Genomic DNA, 18,254 nt, shown 5'->3' on the forward strand with positions numbered 1-18,254 from the left:
AGGCAACGCAAGCCTTTGCCGCTGACGACCCTGCCGGATCGCCGGCCCTCGCGACGGGAATGGCAGGCACGGCAGCCAGCCATGCGCCAGTCAAAAACCGAAACTGATCGGATGGCGTGCCATGACACACCGCCCTCCCCCGATTTCCTGCGCCGCGCGGGCGCGGCCGACCGCGGCACTTTTCGCCGGCATCCTGGCGCTGCTGGCCGGCTTGGCCATGGCACAGGAGGCCGAGGACCGTAACGACGGCGCCGTCCCCCTTGCTGGCCTATCCCAAGGGCGCGCGGGTGGAATCGGACGTGTCCGGGCATTGAACGAATTGGGCACGGTGCGCGGCCGGCTGGTCAGCGTGATCAACAGCCGCGACGGTTCGCTCGACCGCTACCACAAGGACAAATATGCCCTGTTCGGCACGCTGGAGGTCGATCTTGGCGACGACGCCACCCTGGGCACCAGTATCAGCGACCAGAAAACCGAGGCCGACAACGTGACCCGGGGCGGATTGCAGCCCTTCTATGCCGATGGCGTGCCTGATCGACTGGCCATGAAATCCAGCACCGGGCAGGAGCTATGTCGATACCGAGCGGACCGCGATCTTCGGCGCGCTGGAGCATGTTTTCCAGAGCGGCTGGACCGGCCGCATGGTCACGACCCATGTCAAGACCGTCATGGATCCGAGGCGGGCCTGGATCCATCTGGACCGGGATGCGGATGGCAACCATGTCTTCCCGCCCGACCGCGAAACCGGCGACGGGCCGGAAGGTTATGGCACCCGCTATGCCGGCAGCGACAGGCAGAGCAACCTGAATGCGGTACTGAACGGCGATTTCCGCGCCTTGGGGCGCGACCATCGGCTCGTGCCGGGCGCAATGGCATCAAGGGGTGAGGGCCATTACTGCGGCTATGGCCGGGGCGAGAATGTCCCGGTCAGCCCCTACAGGCTGGACGGCCGCTATCCTGCATCCGCGCCGCGCGCCGGACTGCTTCCCGGACAGCGCGCCCCGGCAATATGCCATCTGCGGTACCGGCCAGTTCAGCCTGACCGACCGGATCAAGGTGATCGCGAAGGCGCGGGTGAACTGGCGGGACGGGCAAGAACGCGGCGCAGTTTCTCGGGCATGGTGACGCCTTATTTGGGCTTCACCTATGGCATCGACCCGACCCATGCCGCCTATGGCAGCGTCACCTGCATCCACCAGCCGTAACTGGTGCAGGATGCCGACCGCCAGTATCCGCCGCCGGCCTATGGCTGGAACTGCGAACCGGGCGTCAAGGGCAACCCGATGGATGGTGCGCTTTACGCATCGGCAGCGAGTTTCCAGACCGACCAGAAGGCGACGGCCCGATACATCACCCGGATTCCCGAAGAGAACCGCAGCGTCTACGACAGCATCGAAGGCACCGCCACGCGCGGCTTCGAACGTGAGGCGTCAGGAGCGATCGACGACCCGCTGGAAGGTCTCGGCCGGCCATACCTTGCGCATCTCGAAGGACAAGGACGGCAACCGCTTCGCCGCCGACCAGCCCAGGCATATGCGGAAGCTGGCGGGCCTGTTCGACCGCGAGCTGACGGTGGACGAGGCGATGCGCTGGCAAAGCGGCACGGACAGCATGGGTTTCGACCCGGATGTCAACGCGAAGGTCCACCATGGCTCCCATGCCGTCTTCGAGACGCTCGGCGTGACCAACATCCACAACAGGAAATGCCACGCCACGATGGGCTGCTGCGACACCGCGGTCTATGGCGACGCCCGCAACGCCGGGCTGACGCTGCGGGCGCCGCTCTGGACGGGGTGGCCCTGTCCGGCCTGCGCCCCGGATCCGGATAGGGCGGTCGCGGCGAAAACCCCGGCAACGGCCGGGGTTTTTCGCTTCCTTCCCGGTCCGGTGCGGGGCAAGCGCCCGCATGGCCTTGCGGCGCTTGGCGAAAGGCGTAACCTGCAGGCCGAAGGAGATCGTTCATGCCCGTCAAGAACCGCTTTGCCGAATTGCTGCCCGAGATCACCGCCTGGCGCCGTGACTTTCACCAGAACCCCGAACTGGACTACCAGGTCCACCGCACCGCCGGCCGCGTGGCCGAACTGCTGCGCAGCTTCGGCGTGGACGAGGTCACCGAGGGCGTCGGCCGCACCGGCGTCGTCGGCGTCATCCGGGGCCGCAGCAATGCCAGCGGCCGGGTGATCGGGCTGCGCGCCGACATGGACGCGCTGCCGATCAACGAGCAGACCGGGGCGGCATACGCCTCGAAGACGCCCGGCATCATGCATGCCTGCGGCCATGACGGCCATACCGCCATGCTGCTGGGCGCGGCGAAATACCTGGCCGAGACGCGCAATTTCGACGGCACCGCCGTAGTGATCTTCCAGCCCGCCGAAGAGGGGGGCGCGGGCGGCCTCGCCATGGTCCGCGACGGGCTGGTCGAGCGCTGGGGCATCCAGGAATTCTACGGCATGCACAACATGCCCGGCTATCCGGTGGGCAGCTTCGCCATCCGCGAGGGCGCGATGATGGCCGCCGCCGACCAGTTCGACATCGTCATCACCGGCAAGGGCGGCCATGCCGCCAAGCCGCATGAGGCGATCGACACCATGCTGGTCGCGGCGCAGGTCATCGTGGCGCTGCAATCCATCGTGGCGCGCAATGTCGATCCGCTGAAAAGCGGCGTCGTCTCGGTCTGCGTGGTGCAAAGCGATTCCACCGCGCATAACGTCATCCCCCAGGTGGTCAGGCTGAAGGGCACCGCCCGCAGCCTTGCCCCGGAGGTGCGCGACCAGCTGGAAGAGGGCATCAGGCGCGTCGTGGAGAATGTCGCCGCCGCCTTCGGCGCCGCGGCCGAGGTAGTCTATGACCGCGGCTATCCGGTGACGATGAACCACCCCGAGGCCACGGCCTTCGCGGCCGAGGTCGCCCGGCAGGTCGCGGGCGAGGTGGACATGGAGATGCAGCCGCTGATGGCCGGCGAGGATTTCAGCTACATGTTGAACGAACGCCCCGGCGCCTATATCTTCGTCGGCAATGGCGACACGGCGATGGTACACCATCCGGCCTATGATTTCGACGACAACGCGATTCCGGCCGGGTCGAGCTGGTATGCCGGCATGGTCGAGGCGCGGATGCCGATCCCGGCGTGACGGCCGGACCGGGGGCTGTCTGCCCCCGGACCCCCGAGAGTATTTGTGAAACGGAGAAATCGGGGGCCGCGAGGCCCCTTTGTCGTTCAGAAATGGATCGCGCGGCCATAGGCCGAGAGCGTGGCCTCGTGCAGCATTTCGGAAAGCGTCGGGTGCGGAAAGACCGTTTCCATCAGCTCGGCCTCGGTGGTTTCCAGCGTGCGGCCGACGACATAGCCCTGGATCAGTTCGGTGACTTCCGCGCCGACCATGTGGGCGCCCAGAAGCTCGCCGGTCCTGGCGTCGAAAATGGTCTTGATCAGGCCCTCGGGCTCGCCCAGGGCGATGGCCTTGCCGTTGCCGATGAAGGGGAAGCGGCCGACCTTGATCTCGTAGCCGGCGGCCTTGGCCTTTTCCTCGGTCAGGCCGACCGAGGCCACCTGCGGGTTGCAATAGGTGCAGCCGGGGATCGAGTTCGGCTTGATCGGATGCGGGTGCCCGCCGGCGATCAGCTCGGCCACCATGACGCCTTCGTGGCTGGCCTTGTGCGCGAGCCAGGGCGCGCCGGCCACGTCGCCGATGGCATAGAGCCCCTCGACGCCGGTGCGGCAGTATTCGTCGGTGACGACATGGGTGCGGTCGATCTTCACCCCCAGCTTTTCCAGCCCGAGGTTTTCCACGTTGCCGACAATGCCGACGGCCGAGATCACCGTGTCGAACTCATGCGTCTCGGTCTTGCCGCCGGTCTCGATATGGGCGGTGACCTTGCCCTTGGCGCGGTCGAGCTTCTTGACCGCGGCCTTTTCCAGGATCTTCATGCCCTGCTTGACGAATTGCTTCTTGGCCAGCGCCGAAATCTCGGCATCCTCGACCGGCAGCACGCGGTCCATGACCTCGACGACGGTGGTATCGGCGCCCAGCGTGTTGAAGAAGCTGGCGAATTCGATGCCGATGGCGCCCGAGCCGATGACCAGCAGCTTTTTCGGCATGCGCGGCGGCTGCAGGGCGTGCTTGTAGTTCCAGACCAGATCGCCGTCCGGCTCCAGCCCAGGCAATTCGCGGGCGCGGGCGCCGGTGGCCAGCACGATGGATTTCGCGGCGACTTCCTCGGTGCCCTTGTCGGTCTTGACGCTGATCTTGCCGGGGGCGGCCAGGCTGGCCTCGCCCATGATGACGGTGACCTTGTTCTTTTTCAGCAGGTGGCCGACGCCGCCGGCGAGCTGCTTGGCCACGCCGCGCGAGCGTTGCACCACGGCGCCGAGGTCGTAGCCGATCTTGTCGGCGGAAAGCCCGAATTCCTTGGCGCGGTGCATGAGGTGAAAGACCTCGGCCGAGCGCAAGAGCGCCTTGGTCGGGATGCAGCCCCAGTTCAGGCAGATGCCGCCCAGATGCTCGCGCTCGATACAGGCCACCTTCAGCCCCAGCTGCGCGCCGCGGATGGCACAGACATAGCCGCCAGGGCCGGAACCGATCACCACCATGTCGAAGCTCTGCGCCATGGGAATCCCCCTATCAGAAAAGATAGTTCAGCGTTAAACCATTTTTCAGAGCTCAGCAAGCGACAGCTTGCCCGAGACCAGCGCGCCATAGCCGCCGGCCTCCATGACGCGGATTTCCGCCGGCGTGGGCACGCGGTTCAGTGCCGCGTTGCGCCAGGGGAAGCGGCCGAACCTGGCGATGGTGTCGCGATGCAACTCGGCATGGCGCAGGTTCTCGCCCGGCATGAACTCGGCGAAAAGCGCAACGGCGCGTTCCTGGTCGGCCAGATCCTCGGAATGTTCGAAGGGCAGGTAGACGAATTGCCGGGACGGCGGCGCGATGCGCAGGTGCAGGCCGCTCTCGACCGCCTCGCGCGCGAGGCTGCGGGCCAGGGGATCGGTGGCGAAGGCGCGCGCATCCTCGCGGAACATGTTGCGCGGGAACTGGTCGGTCAGGATCAGCCCGGCCAGCATCCCCTCGGGCGTGGCGGCCCAGCCGGGCACCAGGTCGGCGGCGCGTTCCCAGGCGGGCTGGAAGCGCCGGCGGATGGTTTCGTCCACGGCGTCCGAGCGGATATACCAGCCCTTCTCGCCGACCTCGTCGAGCCAGAAGCGGTTGATCTCCTCGGGTGTCGTGGTGTCGGTCATGGCCTTGCCCTCCGTTTTGGCCGATGGTCGCAGAGCCGAAGGCCGGTCGCAAGCCGTTCAGGCGGGTTTGTCGGCATCGTCGGAACTGGCGGTTTCCAGCGCCGCCTCGACCGCGACGGGGGTGGCCGAGGGGGCGATGACGGCAAAGCTCTGGTCCAGGACCGGCGTGGGGCGGCGGGTGCGGCGCCAGCCGGCATAGAAGGCCAGCATCGCCAGCAGCAGGCCGATATAGGCCCAGAACCCGTCCGGGCCCAGCAGCGACATCAGCCAGCCGGTGATCAGCGGCCCGGCCATGGCGCCAACGCCGTTGATGAACAAGAGCCCTGCCGAGGCGGCGGCCATGTCGCTTTGATCCAGGAAGTCGTTGGTATAGGCCAGAAGCAGCGAATAGACCGGATTGGCCACGCCGCCGATCAGCGCCGCGGCCAGCAGCAGGCCCCAAATCCCCGGCTGCAGCGTTACCGTGGCCAGGCTGACCACCGCGCCCAGCACCGACAGCCCCAGCACGATGACGCGGCGGTCGCCATGGTCCGACAGCCAGCCGATCGGATATTGCAGCAAGAGCCCGCCGGCATAGATCGCCGCCACGAAGGCCGAGATCTCGCGCACCGAAAGCCCCTTGGTCGAGCCCCAGACCGAGGCCATGCCGAACAGCGCCGAGAACACCCCGCCCATCAGGAAGATGCCGATGCAGCCCAGCGGCGAGGCGCGGAACAGGCTGCCGAAGCTCATGCGTTTCAGGGTCGAGAACTGCGGCGCGGGCTGGGTCGAAAGCAGGATCGGCAGGAAGGACAAGCTGACCAGCACCGAGGGGATCACGAACAGCAGATAGCCCGCCGGGTCGGCCGTGTTCATCAGGAACTGGGCCGTGATGATGCCCAGCATCTGCATGATCATATAGGCCGACATGGCCTGGCCGCGGTTCTCGTTGGCGGTGCCGGCATTCAGCCAGCTTTCCGCGGTGATGTAGACCCCCGAGAAGCAGAAGCCGATCAGCAGCCGCATCAGCGCCCAGGCGATCCAATGCGGCGCCGCCGCATAGAGGATCAGCACCGAGGAGATCAACGAGCCAAGGGCCGCGAAGACCCGGACATGGCCGACCTGGCGGATCAGTTCCGGCACCACGCGCGAACCCAGGAGGAAGCCGCCGAAATAGGCGGCCATGACCACCGACATCTGCGTGGTCGAGATGTCCTCGATCTTGCCGCGGATGCCCAGAAGCGTGCCCTGCATCCCGTTCCCGACCATCAAGAGCAGGATGCCCAGAAGCAGCGGCCAGGTGGTGCGCAGGACGGTCAGCATCACGGATCCTTCGGAATCAGCAGGGAGGCGTCGCCATAGCTGAAGAAGCGATAGCCCGATTCGACCGCATGATGATAGATGCCGCGGATGCGGTCCGGGCCCATCAGGGCACTGACCAGCATCAGCAGCGTCGATTTCGGCAGGTGGAAATTGGTCATCAGCGCATCCGTCACGCGGAAGCGATAGCCGGGATAGATGAAGATTTCCGTAACGCCCTGGAAGGGATGCACGGTGCCGTCCTCGGCGGCCGCCGATTCGATCAGCCGCAGCGCCGTGGTGCCGACCGGGATCACCCGCCCGCCCTGGGCGCGGGTGGCGTTGATGGCCGCCGCCGCCTCGGGCGTGACCTCGCCCCATTCGCCGTGCATCTTGTGGGTCGTCACGTCCTCGACCTTGACCGGCAGGAAGGTGCCGGCGCCGACATGCAGGGTGACATGGGCGAAGCCGACGCCTTTTGCCGCCAGCCGCTCCAGCAATGCATCGTCGAAATGCAGGCTGGCGGTCGGCGCGGCGACGGCGCCCGAGCGCCGCGCCCAGACGGTCTGGTAATCCTCGCGATCGGCCTCATCGGGCGCACGCAGCGCGGCGATATAGGGCGGCAGCGGCATGGCGCCGACCTGCGCCAGCGCGGCGTCGAACGCCTCGCCCGTGGCGTCGAAGCGCAGGGTCAGCTCGCCCCCGGAGATCCCGGCCACCTCGGCGGACAGCGCCGCGCCGAAGCGGATCACCTCGCCCGGCTTCAGCTTGCGCAGCGGCTTGGCCAGCGCCTTCCAGCCATCGGCCGCGGGTTCCAGCAGCGTCACCTCGACCTTCGCCACCGCCTCGCCCTGCGGGGTCTGGCGCGCGCGCGTGCCGTTCAGCCGCGCCGGGATGACCTTGGTGTCGTTCAGCACCAGCAGGTCGCCCGGCCCCAGCAGGTCGACAAGGTCGCGCACATGCAGGTCGCGAATCGAATCGCCCTGGGCCAGCAGCAGCCGCGCGGCGGTGCGCGGCCGCGCCGGGCGGGTGGCGATCAGCCCCTCGGGCAGGTGAAAGTCGAAATCGTCCAGCTTCATGGGCTTAGCTTCTGTCCGGGCCACCGGGGGCCGTCAAGGCGACGGTCATCACAAAGTGAAAAACTCAGGCTTTACTTATCCGACGAAATGGGTAAGTTTTGGCCAACCGAGGTGAGTAAATGATCGTCTGCCACTGCACCCAGATTTCCGACCACGACATCAAGGCCGCGATTGACTGGATGCGTGCCGCCGACCCCGAGACGATCATCACCCCCGGCAAGATCTACCACGCACTCGGCAAGCGCGCCGATTGCGGGGGCTGTATGCCTTTGTTTCTGGACACCATGCGCGGATGCGATAATCTGGCTGTGCCCCCCATCCTGCGGGGGCTGAAAGCCAACCGCACAGGGGTAAGCCATGAAGGGCGACGCAAAGGTCATCGAGTATCTCAACGCAGCGCTACGGTCTGAACTCACCGCGGTCAGCCAGTACTGGTTGCATTACCGGCTGCAAGAGGACTGGGGTTACGGCAAGATCGCCGACAAGTCCCGCGGCGAATCCATCGAGGAAATGCATCATGCGGACCGCCTGATCCAGCGAATCATCTTCCTGGAGGGCCATCCCAACCTGCAAAAGCTGGATCCGTTGCGGATCGGCCAGAACCTCAAGGAAACGCTGGAATCCGACCTGGCGGCCGAATACGACGCCCGCACGCTTTACATCGAGGCGCGGGAATATTGCGACAAGGTCGGCGACTACATCAGCAAGGGCCTGTTCGACGAACTTCTGGCCGATGAGGAAGGCCATATCGACTTCCTGGAGACCCAGCTGGGCCTTTACGAGGAAATCGGCGCGCAGAACTATGGCCTGCTCAACGCCAAATCCGCCGACGAGGCCGAATAGCGCCTGCGGCACATGCGTCATCGGGGGGGGCCTTCGCGGCCCCCTTTTCCTTTGCCCGGTCAGCCCAGCCAGGCGGCGGCCAGCTCCGGCAGGTCGTCGAAATGCGCCAGCATCGCCTCGGGCGCCAGGCGGCGCAGCGCCTCGCCCTCGGGGCCGAAGCCGACCAGCGCCACCCTGACCCCGGCGGCGGCGGCGGTCTTGCGGTCGGTCTCGGTATCGCCGACCAGGAAAGATCGCGCCACCGTGCCGCCCGCCGCCTCGACCGCGGCGGCATAAGGACGCGGATCGGGCTTGCGCACCGGCAGCGTGTCGGCGCCGATCATCGCCGCGAAACGGTCACGGATGCCCAGCTCGCGCAGCAGCGTCTCGGCCAGCGCGGAGGGCTTGTTGGTGCAGACCGCAAGCCGATGGCCCGCCGCCGCCAGCCGTTCCAGCGCCGCCTCGGCACCGGGGTAAAGCCGGGTATGGACGGCGATCGCCTGGCCATAATGGTCCAGCAGGCGCGGGTAATCCTCGTCCTCGGCGCCGGGCGGCAGCAGATGGTTGCCGGGCATCCGGCCATAGCCGGCGCGCAGCATGGCCCGGCCGCCGTGAAAGGCGATCAGCGCGTCCGCGACCGGGTCCAGCAGCGCGCCGAGGCCGCGCGCGGCAAAGCAGGCATTGGCCGCCGCGATCAGATCGCCCGAGGTGTCGGCCAGCGTCCCGTCCAGATCGAAGACCACCGTTCCCGCCATGCTGTAACCTTCCGTCAAGATGTTTGATCTGCCGGGGCCTTTCCCGACCGTCGCCCTCTAGGTAGAACGCCCGGCAAGGATAAGGAACAGGCAAGAGGGCAGAGATGACCGAGAAACCCGTCGCGCTGATCGTGCTGGCCGCCGGACAGGGCAGCCGCATGCAGTCGGACCTGCCCAAGGTGCTGCACCGGCTGGGCGGCATGCCGCTGGTCGCCCATGCGCTTGCCGCCGGCCGGACGCTGGCGCCCGAGGCGGTGGTGGTGGTCGCCGGCCATGGCGCCGAGGCGGTGAAGAAGGCCGTGGCCAAGCTCGACCCCGAGGCGCAGATCGCCCTGCAGGACCAACAGCTTGGCACCGCCCATGCCGTCGGCCAGGCCCTGCCGCTGCTGGAGGGCTTCGAGGGCCGGGTGATCGTGCTTTACGGCGACACCCCCTTCATCGGGCAGGAAACGCTGGCAAGCCTTGCCGCCCACCCCGCCGATGTGGTGGTGCTGGGCTTCGAGGCTGCCGATCCCGGCCGCTACGGCCGCCTTGTCACCGGACCCAAGGGGCTGGAGCGGATCGTCGAATACAAGGATGCGGACGAGGCGACACGGGCGATCCGCCTGGTCAATTCCGGCGTGCTGGCGGCGGATGCGGCGCTTTTGCGCGAATGCCTGCCCCGGATCGGCAATCGCAACGCGGCGGGGGAATATTACCTGACCGACCTGCCCGCCCTGGCCCGCGAGGCCGGCTGCCGGGTCGAGGTCGTGACCTGCGACGAATCCGAGACGCTGGGCATCAACACCCGTGCGGAACTGGCCGCGGCCGAGGCCGCCTTTCAGGCCCGCGCCCGCGCACAGGCGCTGGAGGACGGCGTGACGCTGAGCGATCCGGCGACGGTCTGGTTCGCGCTCGACACCTGCATCGGCCGCGACGCGGTAATCGGGCAGAACGTGGTCTTCGGCCCCGGCGTGACCGTGGAAAGCGGCGCCGAGATCCTGCCCTTTTGCCACCTGGAAGGCTGCCATGTCAGCGCCGGCGCCACCGTCGGCCCCTTTGCCCGGCTGCGCCCCGGCGCAGAACTGGGCGGCGACGTGCATGTCGGCAATTTCGTCGAGATCAAGAACGCGGTGCTGGACGAGGGCGTCAAGGTCGGCCACCTGACCTATCTGGGCGACGCCCATATCGGCGAGGCCACGAATATCGGCGCCGGCACCGTGACCTGCAATTACGACGGTGTCAGCAAGCACCGGACCGAGATCGGCGCCCATGCCTTCATCGGCTCGGACACCATGCTGGTGGCGCCGGTCCGGGTGGGGGCGCGGGCGATGACGGGCTCGGGCTCGGTCATCACCCAGGACGTGCCGGACGACGCGCTGGCGCTGGGACGCGCCAAGCAGGTGGTCAAGCCGGGCCTTGCCGCGCGGCTGATGCAGGCCTTGCGCCAGAAAAAGGGGAACTGACATGTGCGGCATCATCGGAATCCTGGGCGATCACGAGGTCTCGCCGCAACTGGTCGAGGCGCTGAAGCGGCTGGAATACCGCGGCTATGACAGCGCCGGGGTGGCGACGGTGGACGGCAGCGGCCGGCTGGACCGCCGCCGCGCCGTGGGCAAGCTGGTGAACCTGTCGGACCGGCTGGTGCATGAGCCGCTGACCGGCCATGCCGGCATCGGCCATACCCGCTGGGCCACCCATGGCGCCGCGACCGAGGCCAATGCACACCCCCATCGCCGCGGCCCGGTGGCGGTGGTCCATAACGGCATCATCGAGAATTTCCGCGAATTGCGCGACGAGGTCACGCGGCTGGGGATGCAGCCGGAATCGCAGACCGATACCGAGACCGTGGCGCTGCTGACCGCCTGGCACATGGGCCAGGGCCTCGGCCCCGTCGCGGCGGCGCGGGCCACGCTGGCCCGCCTGCACGGCGCCTTTGCGCTGGCCTTCCTGTTCGAGGGCGAGCCCGACCTGATGATCGCCGCCCGCAAGGGCAGCCCGCTGGCCGTGGGCCATGGCACGGGCGAGATGTTCCTGGGCTCGGACGCGGTGGCGCTGGCGCCCTTCACCGACCGCATCACCTATCTGGAAGACGGCGACCACGCCATCATCCGCCGCGCGGGCGCCGAGATCTTCGACGCCGAGGGCCGCCCCGCCAACCGCGAGATCCAGCAGATCGACGTGGGCGCGACCCAGATCGACAAGGCCGGCTACCGGCATTTCATGGCCAAGGAGATCGCCGAACAGCCGGTGGTGCTGGGCGATGCGCTGAACCATTACATCAAGGGCGAGCGGATCGTGCTGCCCGAGGCGCTGGATTTCCGCGACGTGGACCGGCTGACCCTGGTCGGCTGCGGCACCGCCTTCTATGCCGCCCATGTCGCGCGCTACTGGTTCGAGGCGCTGGCCGGCCTGCCCTGCGACCTGGATGTAGCCTCCGAGTTCCGCTATCGCGAACCGCCGCTTTCGCCGCAGAGCTGGGCGATCTTCGTCAGCCAGTCGGGCGAGACGGCGGACACGCTGGCGGCGCTGCATTACGCCCGCGACAAGGTGGCGCGCACCGTGGGGGTGGTGAACGTGGGCACCTCGGCCATCGCGCGCGATGCCGACATCGCCCTGCCGACGCTGGCCGGGATCGAGGTGGGCGTCGCATCCTCCAAGGCCTTCACCTGCCAGCTTGCGGTGCTGGCGGTGCTGGCGCTGAAGGCGGCGCGGGACCGCGGGCGGCTAACGGATGCCGAACTGGCTGCGCACCTGGCCGACCTGCGCGCGCTGCCGGGGCTGCTGAACCAGGCGCTTGCGGTCAGCGACGAATGCCGCCGCCTGGCCGGCTGGCTTTCCGAGGCGCAGGACGTGCTGTATCTGGGCCGCGGCGCGCTTTACCCGGTGGCGCTGGAGGGGGCGCTGAAGCTCAAGGAGCTCAGCTATATCCATGCCGAGGGCTATGCCTCGGGCGAGCTGAAGCACGGGCCCATCGCGCTTATCGACCGGAACGTGCCGGTGGTGGTGCTGGCGCCGCGCGACGGGCTGTTCGAAAAGACCGTCTCGAACATGCAGGAGGTCATGGCGCGCCACGGCCAGGTGCTGCTGATCTCGGATGCCGAGGGGCTGGAGGCCGGCGGTCATGGCGTGCGGGCGGGGCTCGCGATGCCGGCGGGCGGCGGGTTGTTCCAGCCCATCCTTTACGCGGTGCCGATGCAATATCTGGCCTATCATACTGCGGTGGCCAAGGGCACCGACGTGGACCAGCCGCGCAACCTGGCGAAATCGGTGACGGTGGAATAGGGCCGGCCGGCAGCCGCGGGGCACTGGGGGCAATCAAGCTTGCCACGCATCATCGGGAAACCGGGGGGATGCTCGCCCGCCGGATTGCGGCAATATCCATGCTGCGCCCGGATCAATTCGCCATTCGTGATACGGCAAGGTCAAGCAGCCCCCACCAAGCCCTTCCGGTCCTTCCGAGAATGCGGCCATCCCTCGCGGAGAGCCTAAAGCCTGATCGTTTCAGGCTGGATCGGGCGCTCCCAGATCGGGGATGGTCTGCTTCGACATGGCTGCTGGGAAAGGAGGCCGGCATGCATGGCGAGACCTTTGTCCAGCGATCTTCGGACACGCGTTGTTGCGCGCGTTGCTGAGGGAGAGACGGTGCGCGCGGTTGCGTCTATGTTCGGCCTCAGCGTGCCGAGCGTTGTGAAATGGTCCCGGAGATGGCGCGCGACAGGCAGTTGCGAGGCCAGTCCGATGGGCGGTAAGCGGCGCGATGTGATGGCGCCGGGACGGGACGACGCGCTGGCCCGGCTTGCGGAACACCCCTCGCTGCCCCTGCGCCGGCTCCGGGCCGGGCTGGCCGCGCGCAGGGTCAGGGTCAGCTATGGCGCGTTGTGGCGTTTCGTCCATGCCGAGGGGGTGTCGTTCAAAAAAAGGCCGTCCTTGCCGCCGAGACCGGACGGCCCGACATCGCCCGCCGCCGCGCCCGCTGGCGGCGGCACCAGCACAGGATCGACCCGCGCCGGCTCGTGTTCATCGAGGAAACCTGGGCGCAGACAAACATGGCCCCGCGGCGCGGCCGGGGGCCGAGGGGCACCCGCCTGCCGGGCCGTGCGCCACAGGGGCACTGGCGCAGGATGACCTTCGTGGGGGCGCCGCGGATGGAGCGGATCGACGCGCCCTGCGTCCTCGATGGCCCGATCAATGGGGATCTGTTCCGCGCCTGTGTCGAGCCGGTGCTTCTTTCCGACCCTGCGTCCGGGCGACGTGGTGGTCATGGACGATCTCGGCAGCCACAAGGGCGGCGCGGTGCGAAAGGCCATGCGGGCGGCAGGCGCGCATCTGCTGTTCCTCCCGCCATACAGCCCGGATCTGAGCCCCATCGAACACGATCGGGGGCTCACTCGAACGCATGGCATTCGCCCCCTCATGTTCGCCGCGCCCAAGCCCCTCATGCGCTCCGCCGCCGAACGCACCGTCGAAGCCGCCTGGAAACGCCTCGGCACATGACCTGACAGCTTCTCCGCAAAGGAGTGCGCCAACCACCTCAAAAACGCAGGCTATGCTTCGATTTGATATGGGCAGGATCTAGCGGGACCAGAACAGAGCAGGATGTTTCCACGAACGCCCGCCCCCAGGCGGCCGCTGCCGCGGGCTTGACCAAGACCATCGCCCGAAAACCGCGACCCGGCCGGGGCCAGATCCCCGGCGTAAAAGGAAAGCCCGGATCGCGCAGAAAGCCCAGAAGGCCCTGGCGCCTAGGCCGGGTTTTCCTCGACGATGACCAGATCCCGCTCGGCCGCGCCCCGGGCATGATCCAGCGCCGCCTGATATTCGGCCGAGTGATAGCAGGCCACCGCATCCTCGAGGCTGGGAAAACGCGCCACGACATTGCGGGCGCGCTCCTTGCCTTCAAGCTGCACATAGCGCGCGCCGCGGGCGAGAAAGACCCCGCCATGCGCGGCGATCGCCGGACCCGCAAGCCGCGCATATTCGCCATAGGCCTCGGGATCCGTCACGTTCACATGGGCGATCCACAGCGCAGTCATGCCTTCTCTCCGATCAGGGTTTCGACGGCAGCAATGGCGCTGTCGGCGGCGGCAAGGCTGGGCGCCCCGCCCTGGGCGCGGTCGGGACGGCCGCCGCCGCCCTTGCCGCCAAGCGCCGCCGTCGCGGTCTGCACCAGTTCGACGGCGCTGATGCGGGTGGTCAGGTCGGGGGTCACCCCCGCCGCCACCGTCGCCTTGCCCTCGGCCTCGGCCAGCACCACCACCGCGCCCGAGCCAAGCCGCGACTTCATCTCGTCGACCAGCGGGCCCAGTTCCTTGCCGCTCACCCCCTCGACCCGGCGGGCGATCAGCTTGATGCCGTTGATCTCGCGCGGCTTGTCCTCGGAGCCGCCGCCCATGGCCAGCTGGCGCTTGAGCTGCGCGACCTCGTTGGCCAGCGCCTTGCGCTCATCGGCCAGGGCGCGGACCTTGTTCACCACGTCGCCGGCCTGCGCCTTGACGATGCCGGCGATCTCATTGAGTTCGCCGTCCACGCGCCGCAGCGCGTCCATCGCCGCCTGGCCGGTCAGCGCCTCGATGCGGCGGATACCGGCGGCCGAGGCGGTTTCCGAGGTCAGGGCGAACATGCCGATATCGCCGGTGCGTGCGACATGGGTGCCGCCGCAAAGCTCCAGCGAATAGGTCTGCCCGCCGGTCCCCTTGCCCGAGCCCGGCAGCTCGCCCATCGAGACCACGCGCACCTCATCGCCATATTTCTCGCCGAACAGCGCCTGCGCCCCCAGGGCGCGGGCGTCGTCGGGGGTCATGATCCGGGTCTCGACCGGGCTGTTCTGGCGGATGAAATCATTCACCTCGCGCTCGACCTGCGCCAGTTCCTCGGGGGTCATCGCCTTGGCATGGCTGAAATCGAAGCGCAGCCGGTCGGGCGCGTTCAGGCTGCCGCGCTGCGCGACATGCTCGCCCAGGGCGCGGCGCAGCGCCTCGTGCAGCAGATGCGTGGCCGAATGGTTGGCGCGGATGGCGCTGCGGCGGTCGTGATCGACGGAAAGCTGCGCACCCTGGCCGCGCTGGATGGAGCCCAGCGTCACCTCGGCGACATGGATGAAGACGCCGCCGACCTTTTTCGTATCGGTCACCCGCGCGGCACCCGTCTCGGTCTTGATCAGCCCGGTATCGCCGACCTGACCGCCGGATTCGGCATAGAAAGGCGTCTGGTTCACGACGATCTGCACCGCCTGCCCCTCGCCCGCCTCCTCGACGGCACCGCCGTCCTGCACCAGCGCCAGGATCTGGCCCTCGCTGATCTCGGTATCATAGCCCAGGAACTCGGTCGCGCCATGCTCTTCGGCGATGTCGAACCAGATCGCGGCATCCTTGGTCTCGCCCGAACCGGCCCAGGCGGCGCGAGCCTTGGCCTTCTGCTCGGCCATCGCCGAATCGAAACCGGCCGTATCGACCGCGCGGCCCTTTTCGCGCAGCGCGTCCTGGGTCAGGTCCAGCGGGAAGCCATAGGTATCGTAGAGCTTGAAAGCCGCCTCGCCCGGCAGGTTCGCCCCCTTGGGCAGCTTTGCCAGTTCCTCGTCCAGCAGCCGCAAGCCGCGATCCAGCGTCTGCTTGAAGCGGGTCTCTTCCAGCTTCAGCGTCTCCTCGATCAGCGCCTGGGCGCGGCCAAGCTCGGGATAGGCAGCTCCCATCTCGCGCACCAGCGCCGGGACCAGGCGGTGCATCACCGGATCCTTGGCGCCCAGCATATGCGCGTGCCGCATGGCGCGGCGCATGATGCGGCGCAGAACATAGCCCCGACCCTCGTTCGAGGGCATCACCCCATCCGCGATCAGGAAGCTGGTCGAGCGCAGGTGATCGGCGATGACGCGATGATGCACCTTGCCGGGACCGTCCGGGTCGGCGCTGGTCGCATGGGCGCTGGCCTCGATCAGGCTGCGCATCAGATCGGTGTCGTAATTGTCGTGCTTGCCCTGCAACAGCGCGCCGATCCGCTCCAGCCCCATGCCGGTGTCGATCGACTGCATGTCCAGCGCCCGCATCGAGCCGTCTTCGAACTGCTCGTTCTGCATGAAGACCAGGTTCCAGATCTCGATGAAGCGGTCTCCGTCCTCCTCGGCCGAGCCGGGCGGGCCGCCCCAGATCTGCTCGCCATGGTCATAAAAGATCTCGGTGCAGGGGCCGCAGGGACCGGTCGGGCCCATCTGCCAGAAATTGTCGCTGGTCGGGATGCGGATGATGCGGTCGTCGGAAAGCCCCGCCACCTTCTTCCAGATGTTCGCCGCCTCGTCATCGGTGTGATAGACCGTGACCAGCAGCTTGTCCCTGGGGATGCCGAAATCCTTGGTCAGCAGTTCCCAGGCAAAGGGGATCGCGCCGTCCTTGAAATAATCGCCGAAGCTGAAGTTACCCAGCATCTCGAAGAATGTATGGTGGCGCGCAGTATAGCCGACATTGTCGAGGTCGTTGTGCTTGCCGCCGGCGCGAACGCATTTCTGCGCGGTGGTGGCGCGCTTGTAGTCGCGGGTCTCGACCCCGGTGAACAGGTTCTTGAACTGCACCATGCCCGAGTTGGTGAACATCAGGGTCGGGTCGTTTCGCGGCACCAGGGGACTCGACTCGACGACCCTGTGGCCGTTGCGTTCGAAATAGTTCAGGAAGGTCGAGCGGATGTCATTCAAGCTGGGCATATCGGGCCTTCATCGCAAAGCGGTCTTTCCGGCCAGAACCGGTGTGCCGCCCGGTCTAGCCCCAGCCATGGCGGCTGTCCAGCAATCCTGCATGGCCTGGCGCCGGCGGCAGGGTCTTCCTTGTGCAAATATCCTGGGGGAATGCTTCCTGCGCCCCATCCAGGGCGCAGGAAGCGTGGGGGCAAAGCCCCCGTGCTTCGCCTCGAAAACCGGCCCGATCCAGGGTCAATCTTCGGCCATCACCTCGTCGCCGTCGTCCGTGACGCCGAAGTCCAGCCCATGACTGGCGCGGATCTTGTCCTCGATCGCATAGGCCATCTCGGGATGGTCGCGCAGAAACTGCTTGGCATTCTCGCGGCCCTGGCCGATGCGCTCGTCGCCATAGGAATACCAGGATCCGGATTTCTCGACCACGCCGGCCTTGACACCCAGGTCGATCAACTCGCCAACCTTCGAGATGCCTTCGCCATACATGATGTCGAATTCGACTTCGCGGAAGGGCGGCGCGACCTTGTTCTTCACTACCTTGACCCGGGTGGCATTGCCGGTCACCTCGTCCCGGTCCTTGATCGAGCCGGTGCGGCGGATGTCCAGGCGCACCGAGGCATAGAATTTCAGCGCATTGCCGCCCGTCGTCGTCTCGGGGCTGCCAAAGATCACGCCGATCTTCATGCGAATCTGGTTGATGAAGATCACCATGCAGTTCGACCGCCCGATGCTGGCGGTCAGCTTGCGCATCGCCTGGCTCATCAGCCGGGCCTGGCTGCCCATCTGCATGTCGCCCATGTCGCCTTCGATCTCGGATTTCGGCGTCAGCGCCGCCACCGAATCGACCACGACCAGGCTGACCGCGCCCGAGCGCACCAGCGTATCGACGATTTCCAGCGCCTGCTCGCCGGTATCGGGCTGGCTGATCAGCAGTTCGTCCAGGTTGACGCCCAGCCTCTTGGCATATTGCGGGTCCAGCGCGTGCTCGGCGTCAACGAAGGCGCAGACGCCGCCCTTCTTCTGCTCTTCGGCCACGACATGCAGTGTCAGCGTGGTCTTGCCCGAGCTTTCCGGCCCGAAGATCTCGATGATCCGGCCCTTGGGCAGACCGCCGATCCCCAGCGCGATGTCGAGCCCCAGCGAGCCGGTCGAAGTGGCCTCGATCTCGGCCACCGGGTTGTCGGCGCCCAGCTTCATGATCGAGCCCTTGCCGAACTGCCGTTCGATCTGGGCCAGCGCGCTGTCCAGCGCTTTCTGCTTGTCTGCGGATCGCTTGTCGTTCATGTCGAAAAGTGTTGCCCCTGCCATGCGGTCCTCATGCTTATTTCACACCCCGCCATCCGGGGCAATCAGCGCCCGCCCGCCACTTTTGTTCACGGGATGTTCCTATTTGCGCATCCTTGCGCGGAAATGCAAGTCCTGCTTTG

Annotated in this window: 15 protein-coding genes and 1 pseudogene; 7 read left to right on the forward strand and 9 right to left on the reverse strand. The window is 67.2% G+C overall.

Annotated elements, in window-relative coordinates:
• Window positions 1–641 precede the first annotated feature (641 nt).
• Window positions 642–1,205: a hypothetical protein gene (locus ACNKFW_RS09145; protein WP_147428200.1), complete on the forward strand. Its 564-nt coding sequence runs from the start codon at window positions 642–644 to the stop codon at window positions 1,203–1,205.
• 225 nt (window positions 1,206–1,430) lie between these two features.
• Here the strand turns inward: ACNKFW_RS09145 and ACNKFW_RS09150 are convergent, their stop codons facing one another.
• Complete coding sequence (locus tag ACNKFW_RS09150; RefSeq protein ID WP_147428201.1) at window positions 1,431–1,715, reverse strand: hypothetical protein; 285 nt, start codon at window positions 1,713–1,715, stop codon at window positions 1,431–1,433.
• Window positions 1,716–1,961: 246 nt separating this feature from the next.
• Between ACNKFW_RS09150 and ACNKFW_RS09155 the strand changes: the two genes are divergently transcribed.
• Window positions 1,962–3,131 (forward strand): M20 aminoacylase family protein, encoded by a 1,170-nt coding sequence (locus ACNKFW_RS09155; RefSeq protein WP_024843223.1) that lies wholly within the window; start codon window positions 1,962–1,964, stop codon window positions 3,129–3,131.
• An 86-nt stretch (window positions 3,132–3,217) separates the two neighbouring features.
• Here ACNKFW_RS09155 and lpdA read toward each other — a convergent pair whose 3' ends face one another.
• Genes lpdA through queA form a run of 4 tightly spaced genes read right to left on the reverse strand, consistent with a single transcriptional unit; the run spans window position 3,218 to window position 7,593 of the window.
• Window positions 3,218–4,609, reverse strand: a complete 1,392-nt coding sequence (gene lpdA / locus ACNKFW_RS09160; RefSeq protein WP_024843224.1) for a dihydrolipoyl dehydrogenase — start codon at window positions 4,607–4,609, stop codon at window positions 3,218–3,220.
• Window positions 4,610–4,654: 45 nt separating this feature from the next.
• On the reverse strand, window positions 4,655–5,236 hold the full coding sequence (locus tag ACNKFW_RS09165; protein ID WP_024843225.1) for a DUF924 family protein: 582 nt from the start codon (window positions 5,234–5,236) through the stop codon (window positions 4,655–4,657).
• A 57-nt stretch (window positions 5,237–5,293) separates the two neighbouring features.
• Complete coding sequence (locus ACNKFW_RS09170; protein ID WP_024843226.1) at window positions 5,294–6,538, reverse strand: MFS transporter; 1,245 nt, start codon at window positions 6,536–6,538, stop codon at window positions 5,294–5,296.
• Window positions 6,538–7,593 (reverse strand): tRNA preQ1(34) S-adenosylmethionine ribosyltransferase-isomerase QueA, encoded by a 1,056-nt coding sequence (gene queA, locus ACNKFW_RS09175; RefSeq protein ID WP_024843227.1) that lies wholly within the window; start codon window positions 7,591–7,593, stop codon window positions 6,538–6,540. The genes ACNKFW_RS09170 and queA overlap by 1 nt, the downstream gene beginning before the upstream one ends.
• 119 nt (window positions 7,594–7,712) lie before the next feature.
• Between queA and ACNKFW_RS09180 the strand changes: the two genes are divergently transcribed.
• Window positions 7,713–8,003 carry a (2Fe-2S)-binding protein gene (locus tag ACNKFW_RS09180; protein ID WP_072461009.1) on the forward strand — a complete coding sequence of 97 codons (291 nt, stop codon included), beginning with the start codon at window positions 7,713–7,715 and terminating at the stop codon, window positions 8,001–8,003.
• On the forward strand, window positions 7,951–8,436 hold the full coding sequence (gene bfr, locus ACNKFW_RS09185) for a bacterioferritin (protein WP_024843228.1): 486 nt from the start codon (window positions 7,951–7,953) through the stop codon (window positions 8,434–8,436). Before ACNKFW_RS09180 ends, bfr begins: the two co-directional genes overlap by 53 nt.
• Before the next feature lie 59 nt (window positions 8,437–8,495).
• On the opposite strand, the gene ACNKFW_RS09190 is transcribed toward bfr, so the two are convergent.
• A complete protein-coding gene (locus tag ACNKFW_RS09190; protein ID WP_147428202.1) occupies window positions 8,496–9,170 on the reverse strand; it encodes an HAD-IA family hydrolase in 675 nt (224 codons plus the stop codon).
• Between the two features lie 104 nt (window positions 9,171–9,274).
• Between ACNKFW_RS09190 and glmU the strand changes: the two genes are divergently transcribed.
• The 3 genes and pseudogenes from glmU to ACNKFW_RS09205 all read left to right on the forward strand — a co-directional run bounded on the left by glmU (window position 9,275) and on the right by ACNKFW_RS09205 (window position 13,712).
• A complete protein-coding gene (glmU, locus tag ACNKFW_RS09195) occupies window positions 9,275–10,615 on the forward strand; it encodes a bifunctional UDP-N-acetylglucosamine diphosphorylase/glucosamine-1-phosphate N-acetyltransferase GlmU (protein WP_024843230.1) in 1,341 nt (446 codons plus the stop codon).
• Between the two features lies 1 nt (window position 10,616).
• A complete protein-coding gene (gene glmS, locus ACNKFW_RS09200) occupies window positions 10,617–12,434 on the forward strand; it encodes a glutamine--fructose-6-phosphate transaminase (isomerizing) (protein WP_024843231.1) in 1,818 nt (605 codons plus the stop codon).
• A 294-nt stretch (window positions 12,435–12,728) separates the two neighbouring features.
• Window positions 12,729–13,712, forward strand: a pseudogene (locus tag ACNKFW_RS09205) (IS630 family transposase).
• Between the two features lie 182 nt (window positions 13,713–13,894).
• Here ACNKFW_RS09205 and ACNKFW_RS09210 read toward each other — a convergent pair.
• The 3 genes from ACNKFW_RS09210 to recA all read right to left on the reverse strand — a co-directional run bounded on the left by ACNKFW_RS09210 (window position 13,895) and on the right by recA (window position 18,135).
• Window positions 13,895–14,185, reverse strand: a complete 291-nt coding sequence (locus ACNKFW_RS09210; RefSeq protein WP_024846150.1) for a DUF1330 domain-containing protein — start codon at window positions 14,183–14,185, stop codon at window positions 13,895–13,897.
• Window positions 14,182–16,839, reverse strand: coding sequence for an alanine--tRNA ligase (alaS, locus tag ACNKFW_RS09215; RefSeq protein ID WP_028710988.1), 2,658 nt, complete (start codon window positions 16,837–16,839; stop codon window positions 14,182–14,184). The genes ACNKFW_RS09210 and alaS overlap by 4 nt, the downstream gene beginning before the upstream one ends.
• Window positions 16,840–17,064: 225 nt before the next feature.
• Window positions 17,065–18,135, reverse strand: a complete 1,071-nt coding sequence (gene recA / locus ACNKFW_RS09220; RefSeq protein WP_024846148.1) for a recombinase RecA — start codon at window positions 18,133–18,135, stop codon at window positions 17,065–17,067.
• Window positions 18,136–18,254: the final 119 nt, after the last annotated feature.

It is taken from the genome of Paracoccus sp. TD-10, assembly GCF_048270675.1.
GTDB lineage: Bacteria > Pseudomonadota > Alphaproteobacteria > Rhodobacterales > Rhodobacteraceae > Paracoccus > Paracoccus pantotrophus.